9 protein-coding genes are annotated in these 12,051 nt (G+C 73.0%); 4 read left to right on the plus strand and 5 right to left on the minus strand.

The features are described 5' to 3' along the window. Window positions 1-51 precede the first annotated feature (51 nt). From ACQEU6_RS11555 to ACQEU6_RS11565, 3 genes are read right to left on the minus strand one after another with little or no spacing between them, the layout of a single operon-like run. The gene (locus ACQEU6_RS11555) at window positions 52-420 is read right to left on the minus strand and encodes an ATP-binding protein (protein WP_358468614.1); all 369 of its coding nucleotides are present in this window, start codon (window positions 418-420) and stop codon (window positions 52-54) included. 44 nt (window positions 421-464) lie between these two features. Continuing rightward, the gene (locus ACQEU6_RS11560) at window positions 465-791 is read right to left on the minus strand and encodes an STAS domain-containing protein (RefSeq protein WP_499331353.1); all 327 of its coding nucleotides are present in this window, start codon (window positions 789-791) and stop codon (window positions 465-467) included. A 43-nt stretch (window positions 792-834) separates the two neighbouring features. Further along, window positions 835-3,090 carry a SpoIIE family protein phosphatase gene (locus ACQEU6_RS11565; protein ID WP_499331355.1) on the minus strand — a complete coding sequence of 752 codons (2,256 nt, stop codon included), beginning with the start codon at window positions 3,088-3,090 and terminating at the stop codon, window positions 835-837. A gap of 328 nt (window positions 3,091-3,418) precedes the next feature. Between ACQEU6_RS11565 and ACQEU6_RS11570 the strand changes: the two genes are divergently transcribed. After that, a complete protein-coding gene (locus ACQEU6_RS11570; RefSeq protein WP_499331357.1) occupies window positions 3,419-7,660 on the plus strand; it encodes a HAMP domain-containing protein in 4,242 nt (1,413 codons plus the stop codon). Between the two features lie 70 nt (window positions 7,661-7,730). After that, window positions 7,731-8,387: a response regulator gene (locus ACQEU6_RS11575; RefSeq protein WP_499331359.1), complete on the plus strand. Its 657-nt coding sequence runs from the start codon at window positions 7,731-7,733 to the stop codon at window positions 8,385-8,387. A 28-nt stretch (window positions 8,388-8,415) separates the two neighbouring features. On the opposite strand, the gene gltX is transcribed toward ACQEU6_RS11575, so the two are convergent. Both gltX and ACQEU6_RS11585 read right to left on the minus strand, forming a co-directional pair. Then, entirely contained in the window at window positions 8,416-9,816 is a 1,401-nt protein-coding gene (gene gltX, locus ACQEU6_RS11580) for a glutamate--tRNA ligase (RefSeq protein WP_499331360.1), read from the minus strand. Between the two features lie 45 nt (window positions 9,817-9,861). Continuing rightward, window positions 9,862-10,440, minus strand: a complete 579-nt coding sequence (locus tag ACQEU6_RS11585; protein WP_499331362.1) for a TIGR03086 family metal-binding protein — start codon at window positions 10,438-10,440, stop codon at window positions 9,862-9,864. A 97-nt stretch (window positions 10,441-10,537) separates the two neighbouring features. Between ACQEU6_RS11585 and ACQEU6_RS11590 the strand changes: the two genes are divergently transcribed. Together ACQEU6_RS11590 and ACQEU6_RS11595 are read left to right on the plus strand one after the other, a co-directional pair. Then, complete coding sequence (locus ACQEU6_RS11590; protein ID WP_499331364.1) at window positions 10,538-11,413, plus strand: helix-turn-helix domain-containing protein; 876 nt, start codon at window positions 10,538-10,540, stop codon at window positions 11,411-11,413. Continuing rightward, on the plus strand, window positions 11,410-12,048 hold the full coding sequence (locus ACQEU6_RS11595; protein WP_499331366.1) for an NUDIX hydrolase: 639 nt from the start codon (window positions 11,410-11,412) through the stop codon (window positions 12,046-12,048). Before ACQEU6_RS11590 ends, ACQEU6_RS11595 begins: the two co-directional genes overlap by 4 nt. Window positions 12,049-12,051: the final 3 nt, after the last annotated feature.

A 12,051-nucleotide genomic window follows, 5' to 3' on the forward strand; every position in this document is an offset into this window, starting at 1 on the left:
GCGCCGCCGATCGGGGCCGGTGCGCGAGGCGCGTTCCAGACGGGACGCGTGTCAGATGTCGACCTCGGCCCAGACGACCTTTCCGCCGGTCACCGGGTCGGCGCCCCAGGAGTTGGCGAAGCGGTCGACGATGAACAGGCCGCGGTGCGACTCGTCCAGGGGGCCGGGGACGGTCAGCCGGGGCAGCTGCGCCGCGCGGTCGCGGACCTCGACGCGGATCCGGCCGCTGCCGCGCAGCAGCCGCAGCTCCAGCGCCGTCCCGGCGTGCCGGACGGCGTTGGCCACGAGCTCGGCCACGATCGCGGTGACGAGCTCCTCACGTTCCATGAGGGCCCAGGTGCGCATGGTGCGGGCCGCGAGTCGCCTGGCGTACTCGACCGCCTCGGTCTGGGGCGCCGCGCGCAGCGTGGTCTCGGTCATCGGGTCGGTCACTCCGCCCGCTCGCCGTTCTTCATCGTGTCCCTTCACCGCCCATCGGCCGAAGCCTCCTCCGCCGGGCCCTCGATGAGGAAGCGGTCGAGCCCGGTCGTGCGCAGCACGTTCTCGACCCGGCCGTAGGCCCCGGTGACGGTGAGCGTGGCGTTCTGCGCGCGCGCGTGCTTGTACGCGCGGACGAGGACGTTCAGGCCGGAGGAGTCACAGAAGTCGACCGCCGCGAGGTCGACGACGACCGACCGCTCGCCCGCGTCCACGAGCTCGGTCAGCCGAGCGCGCAGCTCGTCGGAGGAGTGCAGGTCTATCGAGCCGCGCGCGGAGATCGTCGCACGGCCGTCCTGTCGTGTCGTGTGCAAGGCAAGCCCCACGCCACCCCACCTTACCGATTGTTGGTCTCCATCATGACGCCCGCAGAACGATGAGGGCAACGTCGTCGTTCGAGGGCTCCGGGCCGAAGTCGCGCACCGCGCGCTGGATGCGTGCCGCCACCGCGCCGGCGCTCAGTCCGGTGCAGCCGGCGAGAAGCCGCTCCAGGCCGTGCCCGTCGCCGAGAAGCCGGTTGCCCGAGCGCCGCTCGGTGACGCCGTCGGTCACGCAGAGCAGGACCTCTCCGCGGTGAAGGTCGACGGTGTCGGTGTGGAACTCCACGCCGTCGAAGACGCCCAGCAGCGGCTGGGGCGAGGCGGCCTCGCGGACGCCGCCCTCCGGGTCGAGCACCAGCGGGGGCGGGTGCCCCGCGCTCGTCAGTTCGATCGTCACTCCGTCGCGGCGCCGGCGGGCCGCGATCTCGCCGTGCAGCAGGGTGAGCAGCCGCCCGCGCTCGCCCTCGCCGAGGATGAGCCGGTTGAGGCGGGTGAGGACGGCCGGGACGGTCAGGTCCTCGGCGGCGAGGATGCGCAGCGCGTGCCGGGCCAGGCCGGTGACGGCGGCGGCCTCGGGGCCGGTGCCGCACACGTCGCCGATGGCGAACCGCCAGCGGGACGCGGGAGCGGGCCCGCCGGGCCGGCGGCCGCTCTCGAAGACGTCGTAGAAGTCGCCGCCGACCTCGCTGCCCTCCCCTGCGGGCTCGTAGACCACCGCCACCTCAAGGCCGGGGATCTCGGGGATGCCGGGCGGCAGCAGGCTGCGCTGCAGGGCGCTGCTCATGGCGGTCTGGGCGGAGAACAGGCGCGCGTTGTCGACGGCCAGGGCGGCGCGGCGGCTCAGCTCCTCGGCCAGCTCGATCGCGCTGCGCGGGAAGCGGTCGCCGGCCGGGCGGCCGATCACGATGGTGCCGATGCGGCGGCCGCGGGCGATCAGGGGGAACGCGTAGACCTGGTCGGTGGCGGTGCCGCCGACGGCGGCCCGGACCTCCTCGGGCGCGGCGGCGAGCCCGTTCCAGGGCCCGGCGGCGTCGGTGGGCGGGACCGCGCCCGCGTGTTCGAGCAGCTCGCGCAGGCCGTCGGAGCGCTCCTCGTCGGCGTGCCACACATAGGCGAGCCGGTCGGGCTCGGCCTCGGTGACGGTGTAGACGGCGCACCAGGTGGCCAGGCGCGGCACGACGAGCTGGGCGACCAGCGCCATCGTGCGCTCCTGGTCGAGGGTGCCGGCGAGCAGGTCGCTGGCCTCGGCGACGAAGCTGAGCCAACCGCGCCAGGATCGTTCCAACTCGCCCACCCTGGCCTTCTCCAGGGAGAGCGACATCTCGTCGGCGAGCCGGCCGAGCCGGGCGCCGTCGGACTCCTCGAAGCGGCCGGACCGGGACGAGACCGCCACGATGAGGCCCGTCAGGCGCCCCTGGGACTCCAGCGGCGCGGCGGCCAGGGACGCGGCCCCCAGCGCCGCCGCGGTCGGATCCGAGGCGTCCGCGGCGACCCAGGGGGCGCCGGCGCGGGCGGCGGGGCTGAGGGAGGCGACCGACAGCTCCCCGAGCGGCATCTCGGCGGCCGTCCCGGCCGCCGACCCCATGATCAGTCGCCCGTCGCGCTCGGTCAGCAGTACGGCGGCGCCCTCGGCGCCGAGCACCTCCCGGGCGGCGGCGGCGCCGTCCTCCATCGCCTCGACGGCCGCCGGGGAGCGCAGGAGCCGGTCGCCGGCCACGGGCATCTCGCTCGCGCCGCCCGCGAGCCGGTCCTCCCGGGGCTGCCCGCCGGCGCCCGAGCCGTCCCGCGCCGGCTCTGCCGCTTCACGGGCGCGGACGGCGTGCTCGTCCCGCACGGCGCCGCCGCCGGCGTCGGCGGTGAAGGCGGCCTCCGCGCCCTCCGCGGCCGCGCCCGCGGCCGGTGCCCCCGGGCCGGTGGCGCCCGGCCTGGGCAGCCGGAACCAGACGCCCTTGGTGCGGCGGTCGTAGGAGACGCCCCAGGAGTCCGCGAGGCGGGCGATCGACGGGAGGCCGCGGCCGCTGGAGGCGGTGACGCCCGGCATCTCGATGCCCCGGGTGGGGTGGCGGTCGCGGACCTCGATCTCGACGTCCCGGCCCGCCAGGCGGCAGGAGACCTCGAACGAGGTGCCCGCGTAGGCGATCGCGTTGGTGGCGAGCTCGCTCGTCGCGAGGACGGCGTCGTCGGCCATCTCGTCCATGCCCCAGTCGGCCAGCACCTTGCGGACGAACCGGCGCGCGTCCGCCACCGCCGCCGCGGCGGACGGGAAGGTGGCCGTCGCCGTCTGCCGATCCAACTGTCGTCCCTCGTTCGAAGCGTTCCCAACCCGGGCCTGGCTATCGTGACAGACTGGTCGGCCGCCTGGCGCCGAGAGCCGCGAACCCGCCCGGGAATGCGTCCGGCCTGGGCCTTCACGATCCCCGCCACAACACGACAGACCGTAACACGAAGGCTACGAGGGCGGACGCGCGCCCGGTCCCGCCCCGACAGCGGAAGAACACGGAGGAAAGTCCGCCGCGGCGCGGCGACGTAGAGTACAGGTGCGGCCGATGAGGCCCCCAGAGCAGCCAGGAGTCCGTGGTATCCGGATAACCGATGAATCGCGGGCCAGGAGGATGAAGAGCATGCCGCGTACCGCGTCACGTGCCCGCCCCAGCGGCGGGTACCGCGACACCACCCCGCGTTACAGCGACGCGGACCTCGAACCGCTGTTGAAGGCGCTGGTCGCCGTGCGGGACGGCAAGGCGAGGTCGGAGCTGAACGTGCCGGGCGAGGGCGCCGTGGCGGAGGCCGCGGCCGTCCTGGAGGAGATCCGCGAGAACGGCATGGAGCTGGCCTCGGGGCTGAGCCGCGTCCGCAAGGAGATCGGCCGGGACGGGCAGCTGCGGGGGCGCCTGACGCCGGGGACGCTGCGGGGGACCTGGGCGGGCGCGGTCGAGGACTCCAACGCGATCATCGACAAGCTCACCGACCTCGCCACCGGGATGAGCCAGGTGGTCGAGGCGGTGGCCGCCGGCGACCTGAGCCAGCGGGTGGAGCTGCGGGTGCGCGGCAGGCCGATGCGCGGGGAGCTGCTGCGCATGGCCAAGTCGGTCAACGGCATGGTCGAGCTGCTCGACCAGTTCACGTGGGAGGTCACCCAGTTCGCCCGCGAGGTCGGCACCGAGGGGCGGCTCGGCGGCCAGGCGCCGGCGCGCGGCATGACCGGCCGCTGGCGGGACGTGACCGCGTCGGTGAACGTGATGGCGTCGCGGCTGACCTCGCAGGTCCGCGACATCGCGGAGGTCACCACGGCGGTGGCGCGCGGCGACCTGACCCGCAAGGTCACGGTGGAGGCGTCCGGTGAGCTGCAGGAGCTGAAGCTCACGGTGAACACGATGGTCGACCAGCTGTCGGCGTTCGCCGGAGAGGTCACCCGCGTGGCCCGGGAGGTCGGCACCGAGGGGCAGCTGGGCGGCCAGGCGAACGTGCCGGGCGTCAGCGGCGTCTGGAAGAACCTGACCGACAACGTCAACGCGATGGCGAACAACCTGACCTACCAGGTCCGCAACATCGCCCAGGTCACCACCGCCGTCGCCGAGGGCGACCTCGGCAAGAAGATCACGGTCGACGCGCAGGGCGAGATCCTGCAGCTCAAGAACACCGTCAACACGATGGTCGACACCCTGTCGGCGTTCGCCGACGAGGTCACCCGCGTGGCCCGCGAGGTCGGCACCGAGGGGCGGCTCGGCGGCCAGGCCCGGGTGCCCGGTGTGAGCGGCGTGTGGAAGGACCTGACCAGCAACGTCAACGGCATGGCGTCCAACCTGACCTACCAGGTCCGCAACATCGCCCAGGTCACCACCGCCGTCGCCGAGGGCGACCTCGGCAAGAAGATCACGGTCGACGCGCAGGGCGAGATCCTGGAGCTCAAGGACACCGTGAACGCGATGGTCGACACGCTGTCGGCGTTCGCGTCCGAGGTGACCCGCGTGGCGCGGGAGGTCGGCACTGAGGGGCGGCTCGGCGGCCAGGCGATCGTGCCCGGCGCGGGCGGGGTCTGGCTCGACCTGACCGACAACGTCAACTCGATGGCGAACAACCTCACCAACCAGGTGCGCGGGATCGCGCAGGTCACCACGGCGGTGGCGCAGGGCGACCTGACCCGCAAGATCGAGGTCGACGCGCAGGGCGAGATCCTGCAGCTGAAGACGACCCTCAACACGATGGTGGACACGCTGTCGGCGTTCGCCGACGAGGTCAGCCGCGTCGCCCGCGAGGTCGGCACCGAGGGGCGGCTCGGCGGCCAGGCCCGGGTGCCCGGCGCCGGCGGCATGTGGAAGGACCTGACCGACAACGTCAACGGCATGGCGTCCAACCTGACCTACCAGGTCCGCAACATCGCGCAGGTCGCGACCGCGGTCGCGCACGGCGACCTGACGCGGCGCATCGACGTGGACGCCCAGGGCGAGATCCTGGAGCTGAAGACCACGCTGAACACGATGGTGGACACGCTGTCGTCCTTCGCGTCCGAGGTCACGCGCGTGGCGCGGGAGGTCGGCATCGAGGGGCGGCTCGGCGGCCAGGCCGAGGTCGAGGGCGTCTCGGGCACCTGGAAGCGGCTCACCGAGAGCGTCAACGAGCTGGCCGGCAACCTGACCACCCAGGTCCGCGCGATCGGGGAGGTCGCGAGCGCGGTCGCCACCGGCGACCTGACCCGCACGATCACCGTGGAGGCGCGCGGCGAGGTCGCCGAGCTGAGCGACAACGTCAACCTGATGGTCGCCACGCTGCGCGAGACGACCCGCGCCAACGAGGAGCAGGACTGGCTCAAGACCAACCTGGCGCGGATCGGCGGGCTCATGCAGGGCCACCGCGACCTCCAGCAGGTCGCCGACCTGATCATGCGGGAGCTGACGCCGACCGCGAGCGCCCAGTACGGCGCGTTCTACCTGGCCGAGAGCGCGGGCGAGGAGCCCGACCTCGCGCTCATGGCCGGGTACGGGACGCGGCGGCACCGCGGCGGGCCCGTCCGGTTCGGGCTGGGCGAGGGCCTGGTCGGGCAGGCGGCGCAGGAGCGCCGGCCGCTGCTGATCGCCGACGCCCCGGCCGACTACGTCAAGATCGGGTCGGGTCTCGGGGAGGCGTCCCCGGTCAACATCATCGTGCTGCCGATCGTGTTCGAGGACGAGGTCCTCGGCGCCATCGAGCTGGCCTCGTTCGGCCGGTTCACCGACGTCCACCTGGCGTTCTTCAGCCAGCTGATCGAGACGATCGGGGTCACGCTCAACGCGATCCGGGCCAACACCCGCACCGAGGCGCTGCTCGGCGAGTCCCAGCGGCTCGCGCAGGAGCTGCAGGAGCGCTCGGACGAGCTGCAGCGCCAGCAGGGCGAGCTGCGGCACTCCAACACCGAGCTGGAGGAGAAGGCGGCGCTGCTGGCCCAGCAGAACCGCGCGATCGAGATCCAGAACTTCCAGATCGAGCAGGCCAGGCGGACGCTGGAGGAGCGCGCCGAGCAGCTGGCGATCTCCTCGCGGTACAAGTCGGAGTTCCTGGCGAACATGTCGCACGAGCTGCGCACGCCGCTGAACAGCCTGCTCGTGCTGGCCAAGCTGCTGTCGGAGAACCAGGACGGCAACCTCACCGGCAAGCAGGTGGAGTTCGCCCGGACGATCCACGAGTCCGGCACCGACCTGCTGGAGCTGATCAACGACATCCTGGACCTGGCGAAGGTCGAGGCCGGGAAGATGGAGGCGCACCCGCAGCGCCTGTCGGTGTCGGCGCTGGTCGACTACGTGGACGCCACGTTCCGCCCGCTGTCGGTCGACAAGGGCCTGCAGTTCGGCGTGGAGGTCGCGCCGGACGTCCCGGCCGCCCTCAACACCGACGAGCAGCGGCTGCAGCAGGTACTGCGGAACCTGCTGTCGAACGCGGTGAAGTTCACCGCCGAGGGCGAGGTGCGGCTCCTGATCGAGCGGGCCGGCGACATCGACTTCACGCTGCCCGCGCTGTGGAACACCCCCGACGTGATCGCGTTCCGGGTGATCGACACCGGGATCGGGGTGAGCGCCGACAAGCTCCAGGAGATCTTCGAGCCGTTCCAGCAGGCCGACGGGACCACGAGCCGCCGGTACGGCGGCACCGGGCTCGGCCTGTCGATCAGCCGGAACATCGCGCGGCTGCTGGGCGGGGAGATCCACGCCGAGAGCCAGCCGGGCAGGGGCAGCGTGTTCACGCTCTACCTGCCCGCCCAGTACAGCGACCGCGACGACCGGCGCCGCTCGGCGCTGCCGGACGAGGCGGTCGCCGCGGGCGCGGAGACCCCGCCCGGGGTGGTCGCCGGGGGCCCGCACGGGAACGGCGGCGCCCTTGGCCCGGCCGGGGAGGGCGCGCTGCCGGTCGAGCAGCGCCCACCCGGCGGGGAGCGCACCGGCAAGCCCGAGCAGGCGCTGAACGGGATGCTGCAGGAGCCGCCCACGGACTTCCTCGACACGGTCCTGTCGGGCCGCAAGGTCCTGATCGTCGACGACGACGTGCGGAACGTGTTCGCGCTCACCAGCGTCCTGGAGGGCTACGGCATGGAGGTCCTCTACGCCGAGGACGGGCAGGCCGGGATCGACGTCCTGCACCGCAACCCCGACGTGGCCGTCGTGCTGATGGACATTATGATGCCCGGCCTCGACGGCTACGCCACCACCGCCGCGATCAGGGAGATGCCGCAGTTCGCCGAGTTGCCGATCATCGTCATCACGGCCAAGGTGATGAAGGAGGACCGGGAGAAGAGCCTCGCCTCCGGCGCGTCGGACTATGTGCCGAAGCCCGTGGACGTGGACCATCTCCTCGATGTCATGAGGAACTGGCTGCAGCCCTCCATCGTCCGCTGAGGAGAGGAGCCGGGCAGTAGGGTCGCCGTGGGTGTGCGGCGCTGGAGGGACCGGGATCGGAGAGACGCGCGTGGACGACAAGGCCAAGATCCTGCTCGTGGACGACCGCGAGGAGAACCTGATCGCGCTGGAGGCCATCCTCAGCTCGCTCGATCAGGATCTGGTCCGGGCGCGGTCCGGCGAGGACGCGCTGAAGGCGCTGCTCACCGAGGAGTACGCGGTCATCCTGCTGGACGTCGTCATGCCGGGCATGGACGGGTTCGAGACGGCCCGCGACATCAAGCGCCGCAAGAAGACCCGCGACCTGCCGATCATCTTCCTCACGGCGGTGAACAGCGACCCCGACTACGCCTTCCGCGGCTACGCCGCGGGCGCGGTCGACTTCATCTCCAAGCCGTTCGACCCGTGGGTGCTGCGGGCCAAGGTCTCGGTCTTCGTGGAGCTGCACAACAAGAACAAGCAGCTCCGCGACCAGACGGTGCTCCTGCGCGAGCAGGCGGCGCTGCTGAGGGAGCAGACGGCGCTGCTGAAGGCGCGGCCCGCGGAGGCGCCGCCCGAGGAGCCCGCCGACGACGCCGCGGGCGACCGCCTGGCCTCGGTGGAGGAGCAGGCCGAGGTGCTCGGCAAGCACGTCCCGTCCACGCTGCGCGACGAGTACGAGGAGCTCAGCCGCAGGCTCCTGCTGCTCCGCGAGGCCCTGGACGGGCAGGAGCCCGTCCAGGACTGACCGCCCCTGCGGAGCCCGCGGGGCACCGCTAGGCGGCGGCCTCCAGGCGGGCGCGGGCGGCGGCGATGCGGGCGAGCGTGCGGTCGCGGCCCAGGATCTCCAGGGACTCGAACAGCGGCAGCCCCACCGTGCGGCCGGTGATGGCGACGCGGACGGGCGCCTGCGTCTTGCCGAGCTTGAGCCCGTGCTCGGCGCCGATCCGCTCCAGCCGGTCCTTCAGCTCGCCGGCGTTCCACGGCGCGTCCTGGTAGGCGGCCTCGGCGGCGGCGAGGATCGCGGCGGCGGGCTCCTTCATGGCCTTGTTCCAGGACTGCTCGTCGGACGGCGGCTCGTCCAGGAACGCGAAGTCGATCATCTGGACGATCTCCGACAGCAGCGCGACGCGGGTCTGCGCGAGCGGCGCCAGCTCGGCGAACACCGCGACGTCGACGTCGAAGGGCGCCTCCTGCAGGAACGGCAGGCACTCGGCGATGAACTTCTCGGGGGGCAGCGCCCGGATGTACTCGCCGTTGATCGCGCGGAGCTTCTTGACGTCGAAGAACGCGGGCGAGGTGTTGACGTCCTCGATGCGGAACTCCTCGACCATCACGTCCCACGGGACGATCTCGCGGTCGTCGGACGGGGCCCAGCCGAGCAGCATCAGGTAGTTGCGCATGGCGTCGGCGAGGTAGCCCTCGGCGCGGTAGTCCTCCAGGGCGACCTTGTCGCGGCGCTTGGACAGCTTCTGCCGCTTCTCGTTCACGATGACGGGCACGTGCGCCCACACCGGCGGCTCCGCGCCGAGCGCCTCCCACAGCAGCTGCTGCTTGGGCGCGTTGGACAGGTGCTCCTCGCCGCGCACCACGTGGGTGATGCCCTGGCTCATGTCGTCGACCGCGTTGGCCAGCAGGAACATGACGGACCCGTCGGCGCGGGCGATGACGAAGTCCTCGAGGAGGGCGTTGTCGAAGACGGGCTTGCCGCGCAGCAGGTCGACGACGGTGGTCTGCCCCTCGTCCGGGGTGCGGAAGCGGAGGGCGCGACCGGGGCCCGTCTCCAGGCCCCGGTCGCGGCAGAAGCCGTCGTAGCCCTTGTGCTGGTCGCCGGTCCGGGCCACCACCGCTTCGCGGGAGCAGTCGCAGTAGTAGGCGCGGCCGGCGTCCTTGAGCGTGTGGACGGCCTCGGCGTGCCTGTCGGCGTTGGCGGACTGGAAGTAGGGGCCCTCGTACTGCCCGCCGTCCATCCCGAGCCACGCCAGCGCGCGGATGATGCCCTCGGTCCATTCGGGGCTGTTGCGGGAGGCGTCGGTGTCTTCGATCCGCAGCACGAGCGTGCCGCCCGACTGCGCGGCCATCGCCCAGTTGAACAGCGCCGAGCGGGCGCCGCCGACATGGAACATGCCGGTCGGTGACGGGGCGAAACGTACGCGGATCGAAGAGGTCGAAGACATGCCTCCCAGCGTAGAGCGATCGGGGACCCGCTCGCGCCGGGTTATTCAGGGCTTCCAGCGCGGATCGCGGCCGGACAGCCCGAGGACGCGGTCGAGCATCGGCGCGTCGTCCGGCACGGCGACCTCGGGCCCGATCACGCCGTACTGGCGGCTGATCTCGGCCGTGGAGGCGATCTGCTCCCACGCCGCCTGGACCACCGGCTCCGGGAAGGTCGGCTCGCGGCCGGTGGCGACGGCGAGGTCCCAGCCGTGCAGGACGTACTCGCCGAGCACGATCCCGGCGATGAAGCCGGCGGGCATGCCCTCCTTGTTGCCGGTGAGGCTGGTGTTCCCCTCCCAGGCGGCCGGGTCCTGCCATGCCTCGGCGGTCCGCCGCGCCTGCTCCGCGAAGCGCTCGGCCCAGCCGGGCTCGGCGGTGAGGTCGTGGTCCTCCCCCGGCCCGGCGGGCGGCGCCTTGCGCGCGGCGGTCTCGCCCCGAGCGCTCCAGAGGGCCAGATGGTTGACGAGGGCCCGCACGTCCCACTCCGGGCACGGTGTGGGCGCGCCCATCCTCTCTTCGGGAACCTCCAGGACGATCCGCGCCGCGGCCTCCGCGGCGGGCGTCAGCCGGCTCCGGATATCCATGATCTCTTCCTCGCTCATCCGTTCGAACACACGCCCACGCTAGGGCGGGCCCGCGGCGCCGGTCTTGAACAAACGCGACACCGATTAGCCTGAGCCGGTGGAACGATCCCTGCCCGGCGGGACGCGGGGCATCCTGCACGCGCGAACGGGGCTGGAGCGGTTCCGGATCGAGCGGTTCGAGCCGCCCGCCGCGCTCGCCGCGTTCGTCGCGAACTTCTGGGTGCTGCGCTGGGACCTGCGCGGGCGGCCGCCGCACCGCCAGCGGGTCATCACGCGCCCGTCGGTCCACATGACGTTCACCAGTTACCTGACCGCCGGGACGACGCGGGCGCGGATCGCGGGAGTCGTGCGGGACGACTTCGTCGAGGAGATCCACGGCGAGGGGCGCGTGGTGGGGGCCGCCTTCCGGCCGGGCGGGTTCAGGCCGTTCATGGACGCGCCGGTGTCCACGCTGACCGGCCGGTTCCCCGGAGTGGACGAGGTCTTCGGCGAGGAGGGCCCGGCGCTCGCCGAGGAGGTCTTCGCGACCGCCGACGCACGGGAGGCGATCGGGCGGCTCGCGGCGTTCCTGTCCGGCCGGGATCCCGAGCCCGACCCCGCCGCGGGCAGGGCCGCCGCGATCGTCGAGCGGATCGCGTCGTGGCCGGGCCTGGTGCGTGTCGACGCGCTGGCCGCGGACGTCGGCCTGAGCGCGCGCAGCCTCCAGCGCCTGTTCCACGAGTACGTGGGCATCGGCCCGAAGTGGGTGATCCGGCGGTTCCGGATGCAGGAGGCGGCCGAGCGGGCCGCGTCCGGGACCGGGGTGGACTGGGCCGATCTGGCGGCCGATCTGGGCTACGCCGACCAGGCTCACTTCACCCGCGACTTCACCGCCGCCGTGGGGACCTCGCCCGCGCGGTACGCGCGGGAGGCCGGGCCGGACGAGGAGACCGGACGGGACGAAGAGACGGGGCCTGGCAGGATCGACGCATGAGCGCCCCCTCCCCCGGCCCCCTCGACGACCTCGCCGCGTTCCGGGCGCTCGCCGCCGTACGGCTCGGCTCGTTCGAGCACACGACCGTCCCGGACGCGCCCGGCCTGCGCCGCGCCGGGGTCGTGCTGTGCGCGGTCGAGCACGACGGCGTCCCGTCGCTGATCCTCATCAAGCGCGCCTACCGGGGACGGAACCCGGGCCAGTGGGGGCTGCCGGGCGGCGGCCTGGAGGACGGCGAGACCCCCGAGCGGGCGGCGCTGCGCGAGCTCCACGAGGAGATCGGCCTGACCGCGGGTCCCGCCGACGTCCTCGGCAGGCTCGACGACTTCCCCGCCGCCTCCGGCTTCACGATCACACCGGTCGTGGTGGCACTGGACGTCCCGGGGCCGCTCACGCCGAGCCCGGACGAGGTCCACTCCGTTCACCACACGAGCCTGCGCAGACTCGCCGACGACGACACCCCCGTCTGGGTCCCGCGGCCGGGCGGCGGGCATCTGCTGCAGATGCGGCTGGGCCCCGAGTGGCACGTCCACGCCCCCACCGGCGCGATGCTGTGGCAGTTCCGCGAGGTGGTGCTGCTGGGCCGGCCCGCCAGGGTCGCCGACTTCGCCCAGCCCGACTGGACGCGCCACTGAGGG

Source organism: Spirillospora sp. CA-108201 (assembly GCF_050936235.1).
Lineage (GTDB): Bacteria > Actinomycetota > Actinomycetes > Streptosporangiales > Streptosporangiaceae > Spirillospora.